Annotated in this window: 17 protein-coding genes; 7 read left to right on the top strand and 10 right to left on the bottom strand. The window is 72.7% G+C overall.

Features of this window, described 5'->3' with window-relative positions:
- Positions 1–97: 97 nt before the first annotated feature.
- The 5 genes from FB470_RS26590 to FB470_RS26570 are packed head-to-tail and all read right to left on the bottom strand — an operon-like array spanning position 98 to position 6,474.
- Complete coding sequence (locus tag FB470_RS26590) at positions 98–1,342, bottom strand: aminotransferase class III-fold pyridoxal phosphate-dependent enzyme (RefSeq protein WP_306995937.1); 1,245 nt, start codon at positions 1,340–1,342, stop codon at positions 98–100.
- Positions 1,339–2,370, bottom strand: coding sequence for a transketolase family protein (locus FB470_RS26585; RefSeq protein ID WP_306995935.1), 1,032 nt, complete (start codon positions 2,368–2,370; stop codon positions 1,339–1,341). Before FB470_RS26585 ends, FB470_RS26590 begins: the two co-directional genes overlap by 4 nt.
- Positions 2,367–3,236 carry a transketolase gene (locus FB470_RS26580; RefSeq protein ID WP_306995933.1) on the bottom strand — a complete coding sequence of 290 codons (870 nt, stop codon included), beginning with the start codon at positions 3,234–3,236 and terminating at the stop codon, positions 2,367–2,369. Before FB470_RS26580 ends, FB470_RS26585 begins: the two co-directional genes overlap by 4 nt.
- Positions 3,237–3,244: 8 nt before the next feature.
- Positions 3,245–5,425 (bottom strand): N,N-dimethylformamidase beta subunit family domain-containing protein, encoded by a 2,181-nt coding sequence (locus FB470_RS26575; RefSeq protein WP_306995931.1) that lies wholly within the window; start codon positions 5,423–5,425, stop codon positions 3,245–3,247.
- Positions 5,422–6,474, bottom strand: coding sequence for an extracellular solute-binding protein (locus tag FB470_RS26570; RefSeq protein ID WP_306995929.1), 1,053 nt, complete (start codon positions 6,472–6,474; stop codon positions 5,422–5,424). Before FB470_RS26570 ends, FB470_RS26575 begins: the two co-directional genes overlap by 4 nt.
- 246 nt (positions 6,475–6,720) lie before the next feature.
- On the opposite strand from FB470_RS26570, the gene FB470_RS26565 reads away from it, so the two are divergent.
- From FB470_RS26565 to FB470_RS26540, 6 genes are read left to right on the top strand one after another with little or no spacing between them, the layout of a single operon-like run.
- The gene (locus FB470_RS26565) at positions 6,721–7,650 is read left to right on the top strand and encodes an ABC transporter permease (protein ID WP_306995928.1); all 930 of its coding nucleotides are present in this window, start codon (positions 6,721–6,723) and stop codon (positions 7,648–7,650) included.
- Positions 7,647–8,438 (top strand): ABC transporter permease, encoded by a 792-nt coding sequence (locus tag FB470_RS26560; protein ID WP_306995926.1) that lies wholly within the window; start codon positions 7,647–7,649, stop codon positions 8,436–8,438. Before FB470_RS26565 ends, FB470_RS26560 begins: the two co-directional genes overlap by 4 nt.
- Positions 8,428–9,546: an ABC transporter ATP-binding protein gene (locus tag FB470_RS26555; RefSeq protein WP_306995925.1), complete on the top strand. Its 1,119-nt coding sequence runs from the start codon at positions 8,428–8,430 to the stop codon at positions 9,544–9,546. The genes FB470_RS26560 and FB470_RS26555 overlap by 11 nt, the downstream gene beginning before the upstream one ends.
- The gene (locus tag FB470_RS26550; protein ID WP_306995923.1) at positions 9,543–10,187 is read left to right on the top strand and encodes a class II aldolase/adducin family protein; all 645 of its coding nucleotides are present in this window, start codon (positions 9,543–9,545) and stop codon (positions 10,185–10,187) included. The genes FB470_RS26555 and FB470_RS26550 overlap by 4 nt, the downstream gene beginning before the upstream one ends.
- Positions 10,184–11,170 (top strand): carbohydrate kinase family protein, encoded by a 987-nt coding sequence (locus tag FB470_RS26545; RefSeq protein WP_306995921.1) that lies wholly within the window; start codon positions 10,184–10,186, stop codon positions 11,168–11,170. The genes FB470_RS26550 and FB470_RS26545 overlap by 4 nt, the downstream gene beginning before the upstream one ends.
- A 33-nt stretch (positions 11,171–11,203) precedes the next feature.
- Positions 11,204–12,025 carry an IclR family transcriptional regulator gene (locus FB470_RS26540; protein ID WP_306995919.1) on the top strand — a complete coding sequence of 274 codons (822 nt, stop codon included), beginning with the start codon at positions 11,204–11,206 and terminating at the stop codon, positions 12,023–12,025.
- Between the two features lie 24 nt (positions 12,026–12,049).
- Here FB470_RS26540 and FB470_RS26535 read toward each other — a convergent pair whose 3' ends face one another.
- From FB470_RS26535 to FB470_RS26520, 4 genes are read right to left on the bottom strand one after another with little or no spacing between them, the layout of a single operon-like run.
- Positions 12,050–13,747: an L-lactate permease gene (locus FB470_RS26535; protein WP_306995917.1), complete on the bottom strand. Its 1,698-nt coding sequence runs from the start codon at positions 13,745–13,747 to the stop codon at positions 12,050–12,052.
- Between the two features lie 8 nt (positions 13,748–13,755).
- Positions 13,756–15,081: a (Fe-S)-binding protein gene (locus tag FB470_RS26530; protein ID WP_306995916.1), complete on the bottom strand. Its 1,326-nt coding sequence runs from the start codon at positions 15,079–15,081 to the stop codon at positions 13,756–13,758.
- Between the two features lies 1 nt (position 15,082).
- On the bottom strand, positions 15,083–16,312 hold the full coding sequence (locus tag FB470_RS26525; RefSeq protein ID WP_306995915.1) for an FAD-binding oxidoreductase: 1,230 nt from the start codon (positions 16,310–16,312) through the stop codon (positions 15,083–15,085).
- On the bottom strand, positions 16,312–17,799 hold the full coding sequence (locus tag FB470_RS26520; protein ID WP_306995913.1) for an FAD-linked oxidase C-terminal domain-containing protein: 1,488 nt from the start codon (positions 17,797–17,799) through the stop codon (positions 16,312–16,314). The genes FB470_RS26525 and FB470_RS26520 overlap by 1 nt, the downstream gene beginning before the upstream one ends.
- Positions 17,800–17,965: 166 nt before the next feature.
- Between FB470_RS26520 and FB470_RS26515 the strand changes: the two genes are divergently transcribed.
- Positions 17,966–19,447 (top strand): N,N-dimethylformamidase beta subunit family domain-containing protein, encoded by a 1,482-nt coding sequence (locus FB470_RS26515; RefSeq protein WP_306995912.1) that lies wholly within the window; start codon positions 17,966–17,968, stop codon positions 19,445–19,447.
- Between the two features lie 105 nt (positions 19,448–19,552).
- On the opposite strand, the gene FB470_RS26510 is transcribed toward FB470_RS26515, so the two are convergent.
- Positions 19,553–21,178, bottom strand: a complete 1,626-nt coding sequence (locus FB470_RS26510) for a flavin-containing monooxygenase (RefSeq protein ID WP_306995910.1) — start codon at positions 21,176–21,178, stop codon at positions 19,553–19,555.
- Positions 21,179–21,193: the final 15 nt, after the last annotated feature.

The following is a 21,193-nucleotide window of genomic DNA, read 5'->3' as shown; positions in this document are numbered from 1 at the left end:
GGCCGGCGGCGACCGCGTGGTACACCGGCCGGCGAGCACGGCGACGGTGACGGAGTGCCCGCGATGCGCGTTCACGACACTTCCCGGCGCGCGTCCGTCACCGGCCCCCGCGGCGCACCTCCGTGAACGCGTCGTCCGTGCGCTCCAGGATGCCGTCGATGTCGGCGTCGGTGTGGGCGGCGGAGAGGAACCAGTTGTGCCACGGGTGCAGGTACACGCCGTGCCGGGCCGCGGCCTCCGCCCACGCGGTGCCCAGGCTCAGGTCGTCGTCGCCGTCGAAGTACAGCACCGGCATCTGCACGGGTCCGCTCTGGCGGATCCGGTAACCGTGCGCGGCGGCCTGCGCCGCCAGCCCGTCGCGCAGCCGGGTGCCGGTGCGCAGCATGTCGGGCAGTGCCCGGCCCTTCCGGAGCTCGCGCAGGGTGGCCAGCCCGGCGGCGAGCGGCACGGCCGCGTACCAGAACGATCCGGTGACGTAGATCCGCCGCGCGGCGTCGCGCAACGACTCGATCCCGGTGACGGCGCCGAGGGGCTGGCCGTTGGCCAGCGCCTTGGACCACGCGGTGAGGTCGGGCCGCACGCCCAGCGGTTCCCAGCTGCCCCCGAGATCCAGGCGGTGCCCGCAGCGCACGTCGTCGAGGATCAGCACCGCGCCGGTCCGGTCGGCCAGCGCGCGCAGTCCGCGGGCGAAGGCGGGGTCGGCCAGCTCCTGGTCGCGCCGGACGTCGTGCCGCATGGGGCAGACCAGGACGGCGGCCAGGTCGTCCCCGGCTTCCGCCGCGGCCCGCTCGGCGGAAGCCAGGTCGTTGTACTCGTAGTGGACGAGGTGGGCCTGGTCCTCCGCGGTCACGCCTTCCCCGCGCAGCGAACACCACGGCACCGCACCGTGGTAGGCGCCGTTCGCGACCAGGACCTTGCGCCGGCCGGTGGCCGCCCGCGCGGTCGTGACGCACGTGGTGGTGGCGTCGGTGCCGTTCTTGCAGAACATCGCCCAGTCCGCGGCGGGCACGGTGTCCACGAGCAGTTCGGCGTACTCGACCGCGACCGGGCTCGTGCCGTCCAGGCAGTCGCCCCGCTCGAGCTGGTCCAGGATCGCGGCCGTGACACCGGGGTGCCGGTGCCCCAGCACGACCGGCCCCCATCCGCACATGAGGTCGAAGTACTCCCGGCCGTCGGCGTCGGTCACGCGGCAGCCGTCGCCGGAGACCATGAACTGGGGATGGGCGGCGCTGAACGCCTCCACCCGCATGTGGCCGTACATGCCGCCGGGGATGACCCGGCGGGCGCGGGCCCGCAGGGCGAGCTCGCGCTCCCCGAGCGTGACGACAGGTGCGGTGGTCATGCTTGACTCCCCTTCAACAGGTCCTGGGCGACCGCGGCGATACCGGGCGCGTCGAGCTGGTAGTGCGCGTAGAGCGCGGCGGGCGGCCCGACCGGCACGTGCTCGTCCGGTACCCCGTGCCGGCGCAGCGGAACGGAGACCCCGGCGTCGGCGAGCACCTCCGCCACCGCGCTGCCGAGGCCGCCAGTGACGTTGCCCTCCTCGACGGTGAGGATGGCGCCGGTCTCCGCGGCCGCGGCGCGGACGGCGTCGCGGTCGAGCGGCGAGATGGTCCACATGTCGAGCACCCGGGCCGAAACGCCCCGTTCCGCGAGGATCGCGGCGGCCTCCAGCGCGGGGTGCGTTTCGGAGCCGGTGGCGATGATCGTCAGGTCGTCCCCGTCCCGCAGGGTCACGGCGCGCCCGGGCACGAGGTCCGGTACCGCGTCGTAGACCTGCGGATCCCGGCCGCGCCCCAGGCGCAGGTACATCGCGCCGGGGTGGTGCAGGGACAGGCGCAGCAGCGCCCGCAGGTGGTGGGCGTCGGTGGCGCAGACGACGGTGAGGCCGGCGATCGTCCGCATCATGCCGAGGTCTTCGAGGCTGTGGTGGCTGGTCCCGTAGAAGCCCATCGACATGCCGGAGTGGTGCCCCACGATCCGCACCGGCAGGCCGGGGTAGGCGCAGTCGGTGCGGATCTGCTCGGCGCACAGCAGGGCGGCGAACGACCCGAAGGTGGCCGCGAACGGCACGTACCCGCACGAGGCCATCCCCGCCGCGATGGTGACCATGTTCTTCTCGGCGATGCCGACGTTGACGAACCGGTCCGGGTGGCGGGCGGCGAAGTCCAGTGCGCGGTTGGACCGGCCCAGGTCGGCGGTCAGCACGACGACCCGGGGGTCGCTGTCCGCGAGGGCCGCCAGTTCCTCGCCGAACACGAAGGCCGGGATCGCCCTGGTGTCGGTGCCGTCCGCCGAGCGCGCGTCCTTGAACCCGACGGCGGCCGTGCCGTTGAAGATCTCGGACTGGTCCTGCGCCTGCGTGGTCACGAGCCCTCCCCGCGGCCGAGTTCGGCCATCACGTCGTCGTAGTCGGCCCCGGCGAGGTTGCCGACGTGCCAGTCCGGGCTGAGCTCCATCCGTTTCACGCCCTTGCCCTTGATCGTGTCGGCGATGATCACCTGCGGGCGGCGCCCGGCCTGGTCCGGCAGTGCGCCGAACACCTCCAGCAGCGCGCGCAGATCGTGCCCGTCCACGCGGTGGGTCTGCCAGCCGAAGGCCGCGAACCGCTGCTCGATCGGCTCCGCCGCCATCACGTCGCGGACGAATCCGTCGATCCCGAGCTGGTTCGCGTCGACGATCGCCACGACGTTGCCGAGCCCGAAGTGGCTCGCCGCCATCGCGGCCTCCCACACCTGCCCCTCGGCGAGTTCGCCGTCGCCGAGCATGCAGTACACGCGGTAGTCCAGGGAGGACAGGCGTCCGGCCAGCGCCATGCCGACCGACACCGACAGCCCGTGCCCCAGCGATCCCGAGGAGAAGTCGACCCCGGGGATCTTGTTCATGTCCGGGTGGTCGCCGAACGGGCTGCCCAGCCGGGTGTAGGTGTCCAGTTCGGACGGGTCGAAGTAGCCGAGGTCGGCCAGCACCGGGTAGAGGCCGATGGCCGCGTGGCCCTTGCTGAGCACGAACCGGTCGCGGCCGGGCCAGTCCGGACGGGCCGGGTCGATCCGGAGCCGGCTGTAGTAGAGGACGCTGAACAGCTCGGCGCAGGAGAACACCGCGCTGTAGTGGCCCGCTCCGGCGATGCGGGTCAGCCGGACGGTTTCGGTGCGCACGAACCGTGCGCGCTCGCTGAGCCGTTCGATCAGGTCGGTGCCGGCGGTGGCCGTCGGTGGCACTGGTCGTTCTCCCATCGTGGCGTTCACGCGCCGGGGCCGAGGACGGGCCCCGCGCTGTCGCGGAAGCGGTCCAGGACGTTCGCCGTGACGCGGGCGGTGTCGTTGTCGCCGTCGTCGTGGGTCATCGCCGTCGACCAGGCGATGGACCCGACGGAGAAGACGGCCCCGCCCCCGGGGCGTCCGAAGAGGACGATGTCGGCGCGGACCTTGGGGTGGATGCCGGGTGGCGGTGCGGCGTAGCCGTGGTCGGTCTCTTCCGGTACCAGGGCGATCTTCGCCGAATGTCCCACCGAGGAGGCCAGGACGATCGCGCCGTCCGGGGTGCCGAGCGCGATGTCGGCCCGGTCCAGCTCGTCGCCGGCGGCGCCGCCCAGTCCGGGCCCCTCGTCGCCGAAAATCTCCCCGGCGCCGGCCTTGACGCCGTCGAACACCCACGACACGGCCGGGTCGGTGCTCGCGTCCGAGCGGCGGTACCCGCTTGCCCGGTCGTGCCCCTGGGCGGTGAACCCGACGCCGGCCAGCACGTTCGGCGCGCGGCCGCGCATGCGCCACAACCCGCCCCGCTCCCCCGTCGCGGACAGGTGTTCCTCGCCGGGGTCGGACACCCAGGTGGCGACACCCGCGTGCCCGCGGCGGATCTCGATGGCGTCCGGATGCCCCGGATGGCGCGCGGTGACCTGGTAGAACCCGTTGCCGCCCAGGTACATCAGCCGTCCCCCGGCGCGGGTGTAGGCGAGGTAGGAGTCGAGCATGCCGCCCGAGCAGTACTCGGGGTGGGAGCCGGTCAGCACCACCCGGTAGCGGCTGAGCAGAGCGGTTCCCTCGCGCTCGACCTCGTCGTCGGTCACGACCGCGTAGTTCTCCCCGCGTTCGTCGAGCCACGCGAGCAGCTGCAGGTCCTGGGCGAAGTGCCGGAACCCGCGGGTCGTCGGCGTGTAGTAGTCGGGACGGAGGTTGACGATCGGGCGGCGGCGGGTCGAGTGGAACACGCCGCTGCCGTCGGTGTGGACGTCGTAGAGCGAGCGCCCGAACTCGGGGTGCTCGACCAGCCACCGGTCCCGCTCGTCGACGCCGCGCCGTTCCCCGTAGAGGGCGAGGCGTTCCTCCTCGTACTCGGCGTAGGTGCGCCAGTTCGCGTAGGCGAGGTAGGTCCAGGTGGGCAAGACGACCAGGACCGGCGCCGTGTGCACCGCCGGGGTGACGACGACCGGGATCCGGTCGGTGTCCTCGCCCGCGGTGACCTTGAGGGCGTAGACACCGCTGAGCAGGCCGGCGGGCACCGTCCACGTCAGATCGGTCTCCCACCCGGCGTCGGCGAGGTCGTCGTCGTGCAGGTGCAGGGCGTCGAACTCGGCCGGCGAGCGCCGGAAGTCCGTCTCCGCGCCGGTCCAGAACGGGCCCGGCACGCCCCGGCCGGGCAGGTGACGGATCTCCGCGCCGGAGGTCAGGCCGCCCAGGTCCGGCACGCGGGTTCCGCCGGGGTCGGCGGCGAGGTCGAGGACACTGGTACTGCCGCCCGGGAGCACGTCGAGCGGACTCGCCCCGGCCGCCAGCGCCGCGGTGGTGCTCTCCGGCCAGGCCGTGGCGGACACCACCGGCCGCGCCACCTTGCCGTTGAACGTGTGCCCGAGGCCGGCGGTCCCGCGCCCGTCGCTGCCCAGCAACAGCACCGGGTGGTCGGCGCGCACCGGCTCCGTGCGCGCCGGCACCGATTCCGCCGGCAGGTCCCGCCGGTGCAGGAACAGCCGCACCGCCCCGGATGTGTCCACAGTGGCGCCCGCGAACGCCCAGACGCGTTCCCGGACCGTCGCCGCCAGTTCGGCGACGACCCGTCCGCCGCGCCGCAGCAGCACCGCGGACGAGGACACCTCGAGCACGAGGTCGCCGACGGACAGCAGGGGTCGGGCATCGGGACCGGGCAGCGTCGGCTGGAACCACACCGCCATGCCGATCTCGTCCAGGGCGCGGTTGACGGCCGCCACGGCGTGCGACCCGGAGGTCGTCGTCTGCGACCGTCCCGGGAGGACTGCGGGCAAGTCCGCGTCCACGGGCTCCTCGGCCAGTGCGCGCTCGTGGCGGGGTGAGCCGGGCTGCCGCAGGCGCACGATCCCGGGCCGGACCTCGGCGTGGTCCGTGCTCAGCTGGAAGGCGACGCGCTCACCCGCGCGGACGGACAACCGGTCGGCGTATCCGACGAGTCTCATCCGTTCACCCACGTCGTCCAGCGTCGCGTGGCCTCGTCCAGGTTCTTGGCCCACCAGTCGTTGTCCCGCACCACCACGGTGCCCTTGGCCTTGGCGTCGTCGGCGACGAAGGCGTCGATGGCCGGGTCGGACGACCGGCCCACGGCCGAGTTGACCGCGCCGTAGGGCAGGCGGTCCACAATGGCCTGCTGGTTGCGCTGCCCGAGCAGCGCGTTGATCAGGGCGTAGGCAGCGTCGGCGTGCGGGGCACCCTTGACGATGGTGAGCACGTCGAAGTACTTGAGCGGCTTGTCGAACACGACGCCGAGGTGGGCCCCGCTCTTGGCCGCGTCGTAGGCGCGTCCGGGCCAGGCCAGCATCATGTCGATCTCGCCCGACTGCAGGGCCTGGGTCTGCTGGGCGCCGGTGTCGTAGAAGCGGACGTCGGAGCGGATCTTGTCCAGCGTCGCGAACGCCTTGTCGTAGTCGAGCGGGTAGAGCTTGTCGGAGGGCACGCCACTGGCCAGCAACGCGGTTTCCATGCCCGCGTCCTTGGCGAAGTTCATGATGCCGCGCGTGCCGGGGAACTTCGCCGGGTCGTAGAAGTCGGCCCAGCTCGTCGGCGGGTTCGCGCCGTACTTGTCCTTGTTGTAGACGAGCACGAAGTAGGAGTTGAGCACCGGGACGCCGCACTCGGACATCTGGGCGGGGTCGAGCCCGCTGGTGTCGATCCTGCTGTAGTCGATCTTCTCGAACAGGGTGCCGCACTTGCCGATCGCCGTGTACGGCGTGGAGTAGTAGACGTCCCAGGTCGGCTTTCCGCCCTGCACCATCGCGGTCAGCTTCGCCTCGTTGTTCGGCGATTCCTCGGACACCGTGATGCCCTTGGCGGACAGGTCGCCGTACGCGTTCTGCTTGAACACCTCGGCCAGCGCTCCGCCGGTGTTGGCGAAGACGACGCTCTGCGCGCTCCCGCCGGAACTGCCCGCCTGGCCGAAACAAGCCGTCGTCGTCAGTCCCACCACACCGGCCAGCACCAGTGCCGTTCCCAGACGTCCCCTGAGGCGCACGGGACCACCTCCTTCAGCATCAGAATTTCATATTGTGAAACGCAGATCGTATTGAGCAAAGCATGAACTGAGTGCTCGGACGGCGTCAAGACCGGAAACACAAGTCCGGCGATGTTTCTCTGGCGTAACGCCACGATCGGCCCGTTGACATCGGGACGACCCGTCCGGCACAGTCTGGTTTCACTTTGTGAAATACGTGTCGTGTCACGACACATATCCGGTCGGCACACCGGAAGGACCCCGATCATGGCTGTGACCTCCCCTTCCAGCACGATCCCGCGCGCCAGCCGGCGCGGGACCTCGCCGCCCGCGCACCGCGGCCGGCACCGGATGCGCCGGCTCGGCCTGCTCCTCGTGGCCCCCGCGCTCGTCGTGCTGGTCGTCTTCTTCGTGGTGCCCGCGCTGCGCCTGCTGTGGTTGTCGGTGACCACCCCGCAGTCCGGTTTCGGCAACTACACCGCCATCGTGACCGACGACGTGGCGCTCACGATCGTCCTGCGCACGCTCGGCATGGCGGTGATCGTGACGATCGTGTGCCTGCTCTGCGCCTACCCGTACGCGTACCTGATGACGATCGCCTCGTCCCGGTGGCGCGCGGTCCTCCTCGCCGTCGTGCTGGTCCCGTTCTGGACGTCGCTGATGGCCCGCACGTTCGCCTGGGTCGTGCTGCTCCAGGACAACGGCGTCGTGAACTCGCTGCTGCGCGCGATCGGGATCGGGCAGGTCCGCCTGCTGGGCACGACCGCCGGCGTGACCCTGGCGATGGCGCAGGTCATGCTGCCGTTCGTGGTGCTGCCGGTGTACACCACGATGCGCGGGATCGACCGCCGCCTGGTCGATGCCGCGCTCTCGCTCGGCGCCCGCCCGGTCACCGCCTTCCTGCGGGTGTACCTGCCGCTGTCGCTGCCCGGGGTGGCCGCGGGCGCGACGCTGGTGATGGTCCTGTCGCTCGGGTTCTACGTGACGCCCTCGCTCGTCGGTTCGCCGCAGCAATCCATGCTCGCCCAGTTCATCTCCGTCCAGGTCAACCAGCTCGTGAACTTCGGCGGCGCCGGGGCGCTCGCCGTCGCGCTGCTCGTGCTCACCCTCGTGCTCGTCGGGGGCGTGCAGTTCGCGACGCGCACCAAGGGGACCCGGGCGACCGGAACGAGCATCGCCGGAGGTGCGGCACTATGAGGAGAAGCGGTGGCCTGCGCGCCGTCCTGATCGCCTTCGGCATCCTCACCGGCGCGTGGCTGGTGGTGCCGACGCTGATCGTGATCCCGATCAGCTTCTCCGGCGAGGACAGCTTCGCCTTCCCGCCCCGGTCCTGGAGCCTCCAGCACTACGTCACGTTCTTCACCGAGTCGAGCTGGCTCACCTCGCTGCTGGTCTCGCTGCAGCTCGCCCTGATCGTCACCGCGGTGGCGACCGTGCTCGGGACCATGGCCGCCTTCGCGCTCGCGGGACGGAAGTTCCGCGGCAAGGGCGCGGTCGACGGACTGCTGATGGCGCCGCTCATCGTGCCGGGCATCGTGGTCGCGGTCGCGATGTACGCGGCGTTCCTCGGCTGGGGGCTGATCGGCACCCCGGCCGGGTTCATCGCGGCCCACACGGTGCTGGCCCTGCCCTTCGTGACGGTCAACGTGACAGCCGCGCTGGCCGGCTTCGAGCGCGTGCTCGAGCGCGCCTCGGCCAGCCTGGGCGCCGCGCCGTGGACGACGTTCCGGTCGGTCACCTTCCCGCTGATCCGGCCCGGCGTGCTCGCCGGCGCCCTGTTCGCGTTCGTCACCTCGTTCGACGAGGTCGTCGTGTCCCTGTTCATCCAGTCCCCCACGCTGCAGACCCTGCCGGTCCGGATGTTCACCTCCGTGACCAACGAGGTCGACCCGACCATCGCGGCGGCCTCCACCGTCGTGCTCGTGGTCTCCACCGCCCTGCTGGGACTGGCCACCCTGACGAGGAGGAACCGCCGTGCGGCCTGACCAGATCAGCGGCGCCCGCATCGAAACCCGTGCCCTGACGAAGGTCTACCGGGGCGCGCGCCGTCCCGCGGTGGACGCCGTCGACCTCACCATCGAGGCCGGCGAGTTCATGACCCTGCTCGGCCCCAGCGGTTCGGGCAAGACGACCACGCTGAACATGCTCGCCGGGTTCGAAGAGGTCACCTCGGGGCAGATCCGGCTCGACGGTTCCGACATCGCGCCGGTCCCGCCCCACCGCCGGGACCTGGGCATGGTGTTCCAGAACTACGCGCTGTTCCCGCACATGACCGCGGCGGAGAACGTCGCGTTCCCGCTCAAGCGCCGCAAGGTCGGCAAGAAGGAGATCGCGCGGCGGGTCGCCGGCGCACTGGACCTGGTCCACCTCGGCGACCACGCCGGCAGGCTGCCCTCCCAGCTGTCCGGCGGTCAGCAGCAACGCGTCGCGCTGGCCCGCGCCGTGGTCTTCCAGCCGCGTGCGCTGCTGCTCGACGAACCGCTCGGGGCACTGGACAAGAAGCTCCGCGAGTCCCTGCAGCTGGAAATCGCGCGGCTGCACAAGGAACTCGGCATCACGTTCGTGTTCGTCACCCACGACCAGGAGGAGGCGCTCGCCCTGTCCGACCGCATCGCGGTCTTCCGCGACGGCCGCATCGAGCAGGTCGGCACGCCGTCGGAGCTCTACGAGGCGCCCGCCTCCCACTTCGTCGCCACCTTCCTGGGCGACTCCAACGTCTTCACCGGGCACGCCCGCGACGGCGTGGTCGACACCGGCTGGTGCCGGCTGCGCGCACCGGGCGGCCGCGACCAGGGCCCCGTCGCGCTCGTCGTGCGTCCCGAGCGCCTGCGCATCGGTGCGCCGGCCGGGCCGGGGGCCAACGTCCTGTCCGCGACCGTCACCGACGTGGTCTACCAGGGCGCCTTCCGCCGGGTGCTGGTCGAGTTCGACGGCGGTGTCCCCGGCCAGGTCCGGGACACCACCGCGACCGGCACGACCCGGGTCGGCCGCGGTCAGCGCGTCGAGGTGCACTGGCCGGAGGACGCCGGTGTCCTCGTCCCGCACGGCGCCCCGGACGCGGTGGCCGGCCCCTCCCCGGCGGTGGTCCGGTGACCGGCGAACTCGAGGCGGCGCGCCGCCAGGTCGCCGAGACCGGACGTCGCCTGGTCGCCGACGGTCTGGTCATCGGGACCGCGGGCAACGTCAGCGTGCGCGTGGGTGAGCTGGTCGCCATCTCCCCGTCGAGCATCCCCTACCACCAGGTCGAGGCCGACGACGTCTGCGTGGTCGGGTTGACCGGGGAAGCGCTCACCGGGCCGGGCACCCCGCCGCCGTCGTCGGAAACCCCGATGCACCTGGCCATCTACCGGGAGACCGGGGCCGGCGCGATCGTCCACCACCACGGTCTCGCCAGCGCGGCGGTGTCGGCGGTGCTGGACGAACTGCCGCCGCTGCACTACTACGCGCTCCAGCTCGGCGGACCGCCCCGCGTCGCGAAGTACGCCACGTTCGGCACCGACGAGATCGCCCGGTCGGTCCACGCGGCGCTGCGGGACCGCACCGCGGCGTTGATGCAGAACCACGGCGCCGTCGCCTACGGCGACACCCTCGAGCGCGCCTACGACCGGGCGCAGTTGCTCGAATGGCTGTGCGCCCTGCACATCCAGGCCCACAGCCTCGGGACCCCGCGCGTGCTGTCCCCCGCCGAACTCGACGACGTCGTCCGCCGCAAGCGCGAGGGGGCCGCCCGATGACCCCCAAGGTGGTGTGCCTCGGCGCGCACATCTTCGACGTGCTGGGACGGCCGGTGTCCGCGATCCCGCCCGGCCAGGGCCGGCTCGCCCTGGACGAGATCAAGGTGACCGCCGCGGGCACCGCCGGCGGCACCGCGGTCGACCTGGCCAAGCTGGGCGCCGAGGTCACCAGCTTCGGCGCCATCGGCGACGACACCGCCGGCCGCGTGCTGCGGCTGCTGCTCGGCGAGCAGGGCGTCACCGAGCGCCTCGCGGTCAAGGCGGGCCGGGCGACCCCCGCCTCGATCCTGCCGATCCGGCCCAACGGTGAGCGGCCGTCGCTGCACGCCGCCGGCGCGATGGACGCCCTCACCGCGGACGACGTCGACTGGGCGGCCGTCGCCGAGGCCGACGTCCTGCACGTCGGCGGTCCCGACGCCCTCGGCGGCTTCACCACCTCGGTGCTGCCCGAGCTGCTGCGGTTCGCGCGGGACCACGGGACGATCACCACGATGGACCTGCTCCGGACCTCGGTCCCGCCCGGCCTGCTCGAGGACCTGCGCCCGTCCCTGCGGCACACCCAGTACCTGCTGCCCAACGACGACCAGATCCGCGCCCTGACGGGAACCGCGGACCTGCACCGGGCGGCCGGGCTCGTGCGCGCGCACGGGGTCGGCACGGTGGTGGTCACCCGGGGCGGCGACGGCTCCCTCGTCGCCGGCCGGACGGGCTTCACCGGGATTCCCGCCTTCGGCGTCCCGGTGGTGGACACCACCGGCTGCGGCGACGCCTACTCCGCGGGTTTCATCGTCGGACTGTGCCACGGGTGGGACGTGCTCGACGCGGCCCGCCTGGGCACCGCGGCCTCGGCACTGGTCGCGCAGGGCCTCGGTTCCGACGCCGGAATCACCGACCTGGCCGGCACGTTACGCTTCTGGTCAGAGCGGCCGGCCGATCTGGGCGGTGCGGCCCCGCCGAGATCGCCGCTGGCCTCGGGCACGTGAACGCCTTCCGGATCGAGAGGATGACCGACGACTGTGGCTGGGCATGAGGAAGCCGAGCACGAGGACCGGACGAGCGGCGGCGCGGGCCCCGTTCGCGTCCTGGTGAAGGCGATGGCCGTGCTCGAGCTGCTCGCCGAGGCGACCGACGAGCTCACCCTCGGCGACATCGCGAGCCGGCTCGACCTGAACAAGAGCACCTGCCACCGCATCCTCACCACCCTCGCCGCGGGCGACTTCGTGGAACGCCCCTCCGCGGGGTCCTACCGGCTCGGGGTCGGCGCCTTCCGGATCGGGAGCGCGATGGCCCGCCGGCTCAGCGTCCGCGACCGGGCGCTGCCCGCGATGCGCGACGTCTTCCGCCGGACCGGGGAAACCGTGTTCCTGACGGTGCGGCGCGGGGACGAAGCCGTCTGCCTGGAACGCCTCGACGGCCGGTACGCGGCCACCCACACCCTGCGGGTGGGTGGCACGCTGCCGCTCCACCTGGGCGCCGGTCCCCGTCTGCTGCTCGCCCACCTGCCCGCGGAGCAGCTCGAGGCCTACCTGGCCGGGCCGTTCCAGCGCCGGTTCGGCAGCCGGCCCACCGAGGCGCAGCTGCGGGAGCAGATCGCCCGGATCCGCCAGGACGGCTACTCGGTCAGCCGCGACGACGTGGAAGAGGGGGTCACCGCCGTCAGCGTCGGCATCCGCGACCACGAGGGCGAGGTCATCGCCGCCCTGAGCCTCAGCGGCCTGTCCTCGCACCTGCCCGACGCCGAACGCGCCTCGCAGGTCGGTCACCTCAGGGAGGCGGCGGCGGAGGCGTCGCGCGCGATGGGCTACCGGGACCCGGCCGCCGAACGTCCCGCCGGCTGATCCGGGTCCCGGCCCACCGGCGCCTCAGGGCACCATCCAGCTCAGCACCGCCGTCGACTGCAGGTAGACCAGCAGGCACATCACGGCGACGAACACCAGGCTCCACACCAGGACCCGGCGGAACAGGTCGCCCTCGCGGCCGGCCAGCCCGACCGCCGCCGCCGCGATCGCCAGGTTCTGCGGGCTGATCATCTTGCCGAGCACGCCGCCGGAGGAGTTCGCCGCGGCGAGCAGCGTGGCCGACAGCCCGGCCTTCTGGGCCGCGACCACCTGCAGTGCCCCGAACAGCGAGTTCGACGAGGTGTCCGACCCGGTGACGGCGACGCCCAGCCAGCCCAGGATCGGCGAGATCAGCGCGAAGACACCGCCCGCGCCGGCCATCCAGGTGCCCAGCGTCGCGGTCTGCCCGCTGGCGTTCATGACGTAGGCCAGGGCGAGGACGGCCATCACGGTGACGATCGCGGTGGCCAGCTGCCGGTAGGTGGACAGGTACGCGCGCAGGGCCCGGGCCGGCCGGATGCCGATCACCGGGATGGTCAGCAGCCCGGCGATGATGAGCAGCGTGCCGGCGGCGTCCAGCCAGTCGAACTTGAACTGCGGCACGCTCGAGGGTTTCCCGCTGGCGGACTGGATGTGCAGGCCGGGCCAGTTGAACGTCTTGGTCACGCTGGTCAGCGCGTCCTTGATCGCCGGGATCTGCGCGAGCGCGAACACCGCGATGATGATGAGGTACGGCGCGTAGGCGCGGAACACCTCGCTCCCGCGGTCGCGCTCGCCGCCGTTCCCGCCGCCCGCGGGCGGCCGCGGCCGCTCGATCGTCGCGGTGGACCCGCCGGCCCGTTCGGTGCCGCCCGCCGCGGCGGTGCCCGCGGTGGCGGTCCGCACCCCGCCACCCTCCACATAGGACTCGGCCGGGCGCCAGACGCGCAGGAACAGCACCATCGCCCCGGCCGACAGCAGCGAGGCGACGATGTCGGTCAGCGGCGCGCTCACGTAGTTCGAGGTGGCGAACTGGGCGAGGGCGAACACCAGGCCGCACACCAGCGCGGCGGGCCAGGTCTGCCGCATGCCGCGCCTGCCGTCGATGATGAACACCAGCGCGAGCGGCACGAACACGCCCAGCACCGGCGTCTGCCGCCCCACCATCGAGGACAGGTCGTGCAGGGGCAGGCCGGTCACGGTCGCCAGCGTGGTGATCGGCACGGCGAGCGCCCCGAACGCCACCGGCGCGGTGTTGGCGACCAGGGCGACCGCGGCGGCCTTGAGCGGCCGGAACCCCAGCGCGATGAGCATGACGCTGGTGATCGCGACCGGGGTGCCGAACCCGGCGAGCGCCTCCAGCAGCGCGCCGAAGGAGAACGCGATGATGACGCCCTGGATCCGCTGGTCGTCGCTGACCCGGGCGAACGAGCGCCGCAGCACGTCGAAGTGGCCGGTCGCCACGGTCATGTTGTAGATCCAGATCGCGTTGATCACGATCCACAGGATCGGGAAGAACCCGAACGCCGCGCCCTCGGACGCGGCCAGGAACGCGGGCCCGGCCGGCATCGGGTACACCACGATGGCCACCACCAGGGAGACCGCGAGCGAGATCAGCGCGGCCAGCCACGCGGTCATGCGCAGGATGCCGAGCAGGACGAACAGGGTGAGCAGCGGGATCGCCGCGACGAGCGACGACCACGCGAGCGACCCGGCGACCGGGTCGAGAACCTGCCGGTACATCGATCACCTCACGGAACAGCAGCGTCCTGGCGCGAACGCGCCCACCCGACCCCGTCGGCCGGGAGTCCCCGGATCGAGGCGTCGAGCACCTCGATGGTGTGGGCGAGCCGCACGGGCTCGCCGAGAGCGTCGAGCGCGGCGGCCACCTGCATCAGGCACCCCGGATTGGCGGTGACCAGCAGCGGCGCGCCGGTGGCGAGCACGTTGCGGGCCTTGCGCTCGCCCAGTTCACCCCCGGCAACGGGGTTGAGGATGTTGTAGATCCCGGCCGAGCCGCAGCAGATCTCGGCCTCGGGGATCTCGCGCAGGGTCAGGCCGGGGATGTCCCGCAGCAGCTCACGCGGTTGAGCCCGGATCCCCTGCGCGTGCGCGAGGTGGCAGGCGTCGTGGTAGGCGATGGTGACCGGCAGCGGGTGCCGCGGTGCGACCGTCCCCTGCTCGGCCAGCAGTTCGGACACGTCCCGCACGCGGCCGGCGAACTCGCGCGCCCGCCCGGCGTAGGCGGGGTCGTCGGCGAGGAGGTCGCCGTACTCCTTCATCGCCGACCCGCACCCGGCGGCGTTGACCGCGATCCAGTCGGCGCCGGAGCCGTCGAAGGTGTCGATCAGCTTGCGCGCGAAGGACTGCGCCTCGTCCTCGCGTCCGTTGTGGACACTGAGGGCGCCGCAGCAGCCCTGCACGCGCGGCGCGACGACGTCGAACCCCTCCGCGGCCAGCACGCGCGCGGTGGCCGCGTTGACGCCGGGGAAGAACTCGCGCTGCACACAGCCGAGCAGCATCCCGACGGTGCCGCGCCGGGTGCCGTGCGCCGGAATCCGGTCCGGGACCCGCTCGAATGACCCCAGGGGCGGGGCGAGCGATTCCAGCGCGGCCAGCCGCGGGAAGGCGCGGCCGAGGACGCGGCGCACCACACCGGCCAGGCCGCTGGCCTGGTAGGCCCGCAGCGGTCCGCGCAGGGCGTGCAGCCGCCGCGGGTACGGGAACACGCTGAAGATCGCGTTCCGCAGCAGGCGTTCGCGCCGTGGGCGCGGGTGGCGGCGTTCGACCTGGGCGCGGGTCGCCTCGATCAGCCGGTTGTACTGCACACCGGAGGGACAGGCGGTCACGCACGCCATGCACCCGAGGCAGGCGTCGAAGTGCTGCACCATCTCCGGTGTCATGGGCTCGCCCTCGACGCCCAGGCCCATCAGGTAGATCCGGCCGCGCGGGGAGTCCATCTCCTCGCCCCACAGCTGGTAGGTCGGGCAGGTGGGCAGGCAGAACCCGCAGTGCACGCAGTCGTCGAGGAGGTCGGCCGAGGGCGGGTGGTGGTCGTCGAACGCGGGCCCGGTCATCTCAGATCCCTCCTGCGAACCGTCCGGGGGCCATCAGGCGATCCGGGTCGAACTGGTCCTTGACGCGGCGCATCAGGGTGATCCCGCGGACCGGTCCCCACACGTCGAGCGCGGCCTTGACCGGCGCCGGCGCGTCGAGCACGACGATGTCGCCACCCCAGCCCGCCGAGGCGCCCCGCACCCGCTCGACGAACGCGGGAACCGCTTCGGGGTCCGCGGGGACCCCGGCGTGCAGGACGCCGACGCCGGGCGAGCCGCGCACGGCGGCGCCGCCGAGGGCGTCGAGCAGCCGCGGCAGCCCGGCGATTTCGTGGGTGAGCCGCAGGGCGACACCGCCGGACTCCCACGGGGCGTGGCCCCACCACGCGGGGGCGTGGTCGGTGACCTCGGCGTCGCCGAGCAGGTCGAGCAGGGTGCGCACGCGGCCCTCGACGCCCTGCGGGATGCCTTCCACCAGCACCGCCAGCGACGCGGGGCCATCGGCGGGCCGGTCGAGTTCCAGCGCGCTCGCCACCACCTGGGAGTGCACGACCCGCTGGACCTTCTCGTGCGCGTCGGCCGCCGACCTCACCGGCACGACGACCCACCGGGCGGCCGGCGGCAGCGGGTGCAGGCGGAAGACGGCTTCGGTGACGAGCCCGAGCGTTCCCCACGAGCCGGTGAGCAGCTTGCCGAGGTCGTAGCCGGCGACGTTCTTGACGACCTTCCCGCCAGCCTTGGCGACCGTCCCGTCGGCGCGCACGAGGGTGACGCCGATGAGGAGGTCGCGCACCGCGCCGTGGGACAGCCGCAGCGGGCCGGTCGCGGCGGTCGCGAGGACCCCGCCGACGGTGCCCGGCCCGGCACCGGGTGGCAGCACCGGCGAGATGCCCAGCCGCTGCCGCGCCGGGGCGAGGTGCTCCTGCAGGGCGTCCAGCCGCACCCCGGCCTGCACGTGCACGACGAGGTCGCCGGCCCGGTGCTCGATGATCCGGTCCATCCGGCCGGTGCCGAGCACGAGGTCGGCGCGCTCGGGCGGGTGACCCCAGCTCAGTTTCGTGCCGGCGCCCCGTGGCACGACCGCGAGCCCGCGCGCGGCGGCGACCCGCATCACGGCCGCCGCTTCGTCCGTTGTGGACGGTTCGGCGACCACGCGCGCGGGCACCCCGTCGACGCGGTCGTCCTCCCCGGCGCGCCGGGCGGCGGCCGTCGCCGACAGTTCGTCGAGCACCAGGTCCCCGGCCGCGCGCATCAGAACACCTCGGCGATTCCCGCGCGCTGCAACGGGTGCGCGCCCTGGTGCCGGCCGGGCACCTCGCCGCACAGCCGCGGTGTCGGGAAGACCTTGCCGGGGTTGGCCAGCCCGTCCGGGTCGAACGCGCACCGCAGCAGCTGCATGGTGTCGAGGTCGGCTTCGTCGAACATGCGGGGCATGAACTTCGCCTTGTCCGAGCCGACGCCGTGCTCGCCGGTGATCGAGCCGCCGTGCTCGATGCACAGGTCGAGGATCGCGCCGGAGACCTCCTCGGCGCGCTCGGCCTCGCCCGGCACGGCGTCGTCGAAGAGCACCAGCGGGTGCAGATTGCCGTCACCGGCGTGGAAGACGTTGGCGACCCGGATGCCGGTGTCCCGCGACAGTTGCGCGATGCGGTGCAGGACCTCGGCCAGCACGGTCCGCGGGATGACACCGTCCTGCACGATGTAGTCCGGGCTGATCCGCCCGACCGCGGCGAACGCGGACTTGCGCCCGCGCCAGAAGCTCGCGCGTTCCGCGTCGTCGGCCGCGATGCGGATCTCGAACGCGCCGTGCGCGCGGCAGTGCCGTTCGACCTCGGCGAACTGCGCGTCCACCTCCGCCGCGGGCCCGTCCAGCTCCACGATCAGCACCGCGCCCGCCCCGGCGGGGTAGCCGCAGCGCACCGCGGCCTCGGCGGCCTCGATCGCCAGCGCGTCCATCATCTCCATCGCCGCGGGCACCACGCCGGCGCCGATGATCGCCGACGTCGCGGCCCCGGCGTCGTCGGTGTCCGGGAATCCGGCCAGCAGGGTGCGCACGGCCTCGGGCAGCCGGACCAGCCGCACGGTCACCTCGGTGACCACCCCGAGCGTGCCCTCCGAGCCGACGATGGCGCCGAGGAGGTCGTACCCGGTCGCGTCGGGCGCCTTGCCGCCCAGGCGCACGACCTCGCCGTCGGGGGCGACGAACTCGGCACCGGTGACGTGGTTGGTGGTGAACCCGTACTTCAGGCAGTGCGCGCCGCCGGAGTTCTCGGCGACGTTGCCGCCGATGGAGCAGATCTGCTGGCTGGACGGGTCGGGCGCGTAGTAGTAGCCGTCGGCGGCGGCCGCCGTGGTGATGTCGAGGTTGATGACCCCGGGTTCGACGACGGCGCGCTGGCTCGCCGGGTCGATCTCGACGATGCGGCGCAGCCGCGAGGTGACGATCAGGACGCCGTCGGCGTGCGGGAGGGCGCCGCCGGACAGCCCGGTGCCGGAGCCACGCGCGACGAAGGGCACGCCGGCTTCGGCGCAGGCCCGCACGGTGGTCGCGACCCCGGCGGCGTCGCCGGGCAGGACCACCAGGGCCGGGGTGACCTTGTAGTGGGCCAGGCCGTCGCATTCGTAGGTGCGCAACCGCTGGTGGTCGTCGATCACGGCGTCCGGGCCCAGAGCCGTGCGCAGCCGCTGGGCCAGCCCGGTGATCGCGGACCGGCGGGCCGGTGCCTCGTCGATTGTCATGCGCGCCTCCCGTGCCTGCCTGCTACGGGTCCGGACGGCCGGTCGACTCGTGTGGACGTCGCTGTCCTTGCAGAAACCGTAGGATCCGGTCCGCACCACGTCAAACTGCGGGTAACAGTTGTTACATACGCGCCTGTGACGCCGCCCTCCGGGCAGAATCACGGGCATGAGGCTCAACGCCGCCGGTGCCCTCGCCGCCCTCGGGCTGCTCGTGGCCGCGTGCACCACGCCGCCGGTCGCGCCCGCCCCTGCTCCGCCGGCTCCGGCACCGGGGGTGGAGCAGGGCACGCCGGGCTGGGAGATCACCCATCCCGGACCGGAGCACGCGATCGAGGGCTACGCCGACCGCACGAGCGTGCTGCCCGGGGACACCGTGCGGTTGTTCGTGAGCACCGCGGCCGCCCGGTTCACCGTGACCGCGTTCCGCATGGGGTCCTACGCCGGCTCGGCGGCGCTGCGGACGTGGCAGTCCGGGCCGGTGCCGGGCCGGGTGCAGGCTCCCGCCGTGGTCCAGGCGCCGGCGAGCACCGTGGTGGCGCCGTGGCAGCCGTCGCTGGAGGTGCCGACCGCGGGCTGGGCTCCCGGGGACTACCTGCTGCGCCTCGACGGCGACAACCAGGCCCAGCAGTTCGTGCCGCTCACCGTGCGCACCCCGTCCAACGCGGGCCGGATCGTCCTGGTCAACGCGGTCACGACCTGGCAGGCCTACAACCGCTGGGGCGGCTACAGCCTCTACGACTCGCCGAGCGGCCAGAAGGCGCAGCGGTCCCGCGCGGTCTCGTTCGACCGCCCCTACCAGGCGCGGGACATGCAGGGCGCGGGCGACTTCCTGTTCTTCGAGCTGCCGATGGTGCGGTTCGCGGAGGGGCTGGGGCTGCCGCTGGGCTACGCGACCGACGTCGACCTGCACGCCGATCCGCACCTGCTGGACGGCGCGCGCGCCGTGGTCACCCTCGGCCACGACGAGTACTGGTCGAGCGCGATGCGCGCGAACGCCACCGCGGCCCGCGACCGCGGCGTGAACCTGGCGTTCCTGGGCGGCAACGAGATCTACCGCCACATCCGGTTCGGTCCCTCGGCGACCGGCCCGGACCGGGTGGAGATCGACTACAAGTCGTTCACCGAGGACCCGGCGCACCTGACCGATCCGCTGGAGGCCACGCCGGAGTGGCGCTCGCCGCCGTACCCGCGGCCGGAAAGCGTGCTGCTCGGCAACTTCTACCAGTGCAACCCGGTGCACGCCGACCTGGTGGCCGCCGGCGCGGAGAACTGGCTGCTGGCCGGCATCGTCCACAACGGAGAGCACCTGCGCGGCCTGGTGGGCAACGAGTACGAGCGGGTGGACCTCGCCGTGCCGACGCCCCGCCCGATCGAGGTCCTGTTCCACTCCCCCGTCACGTGCGGCGGAAAGCCGGACTTCGCCGACGCGACGTACTACACGACCGCCTCCGGCGCGGCCGTGTTCTCCGCGGGCACGCAGTACTGGATCTGCGGCCTGGACCCGGGATGCCCCCACTCGGACGGCGACGCGACCGCGGGCGCGGCGATCACCGCGATCACGACCCGGCTGATGCGGGCCTTCGCCGACGGCCCCACGGGCACCACCCACCCGGCCACTGACAACCTGGCCGCGCTCGGCATCCGGTAGGTCCTGGCCGGTGCCGTGCGGTGTGCGCGCGGATCCGCCCGGCCGGGGGAATCCCGGCCGGGCGGGTCGGGTCGCCGCGGGTGGTGCGGCCGGTCACCCGGCCGGTCAGACGCTCGCGGGTTCGGCCTCACGAGTCAGGTCGAAACCCTCGTAGCCGGCGTCGGCGACCTCACGCAGCTTCTGCCGGTAGGCGCCGAGCCCGGCCAGGTAGAACATGACGGCGTTCTTCTTCCCGGGGATGTTCGCCCCGAAGATCCACGAGTCGGCCTTGGGGAACAGGGTCATGTCCGCGATCTCGGCGCAGGTGGCCGTCCACCCCTCCTCGGCCTCCGGGGTCGGCTCGACCGTCCGGACCCCGGTGCGCTCGGCCTCGCCGATCAGCTCGCCGATCCACTCGACCTGCGCCTCGATGCTCGGCGGCAGGTTGGTGAACGGGCCGTTGGGACCGAGGATCATGAACATGTTCGGGAAGCCGGCCTTGGCCACGCCGAGGTAGCTGGTCGGGCCGTCGGCCCAGTGCTCGCTGATGTGCCTGCCGCCGCGGCCCCGCAGGTCCATCGCCCGGTAGTTGCCGTCGACCGCGTCGAACCCGGTGGCGAACACCAGTACGTCGAGGGTGTGCTCCACCCCGTCCGCGGTGCGCACCCCGGCCGGGGTGATCTCCCGGATGGGGTTCTCCTTGATCGAGACCAGCTCCACGTTGTCGCGGTTGTAGGTCTCGTAGTAGCCCTCGTTGCACAGCGGGCGCTTGGCGTAGAGGTCGGTCGGGGTGAGTTTCCGGGCCGTCTCCGGGTCCTCGACGATCTCGGCGATCTTCGAGCGGATGAACGCCGCCGCGGCCGCGTTCGCCTCCGGGTCCGTGGCGATGTCGCAGAACGTGCCGAACATGAAGCGGAACCCGTTGCCGGCGTCCCAGGCCTCCTGGAACACCTTCCGGCGTTCCTCTTCGGACACGCTCATCGCCGCCACGCCGCTCTCCTCGAACCCGAACGCGACGACGGAGTTGCGCACCTGCTCCCAGATGGCGTCGAAGTCCTCCTTGATCCGGTCCACTTCGGCCTGGTCCATCGGACGGTTGCCGGAGGGCACGCAGTACTGCGGCGACCGCTGGAAGACGGTGAGGTGGCTCGCCATCTTCGCGGCGGCGATGATGAACTGCGTCCCGGTCGAGCCGGTACCGATCACCCCGACGCGCTTGCCGGTGATGTCCAGGTCCGCCGGCCACGCGTTGGTGTGCACCAGGCGGCCGGCGAAGCTTTCGCGGCCGGGGATGTCCGGGATGTTGCTCTTGGCCAGCAGGCCGAGCGCGTTGACCAGGTACCGGGCCGTGAGGGTCTCGCCGGTGCTCGTGGTGACCCGCCACAGCTCGTCGGCCTCGTCGAAGACCGCGCCGGTCACCTCGGTGTTCAGCCGGATGTCGCGCGCCAGGTCGAAGCGCTCGACGACGTGCTCGAGGTAGGCCAGGACGTCGGGCTGGTCCAGGTAGCGGGTCTGCCAGTCCCAGTCCCGCAGCAGGTCCTCGTCGAACGAGTAGCGGTAGACGAAGCCCTCGGTGTCGGACTTGGCGCCCGGGTACTTGTTGAAGTACCAGGTTCCGCCGACGCCGCCACCCTTCTCGAACGCCGTGACGGACAGGCCGAGTTCGTTGCGCAGCTTGTGCAGGGCGTAGATGCCGCCGAATCCGGCGCCGACGACGATCGCGTCGACGTCGGGGGTGCGGGTGGTGCTCATGGGTGCTCCTGACTC

The sequence above is a fragment of the Amycolatopsis thermophila genome, assembly GCF_030814215.1.
Taxonomy (GTDB): Bacteria; Actinomycetota; Actinomycetes; order Mycobacteriales; family Pseudonocardiaceae; genus Amycolatopsis_E; species Amycolatopsis_E thermophila.
This window is presented reverse-complemented; position numbering and strand designations above follow the sequence as displayed.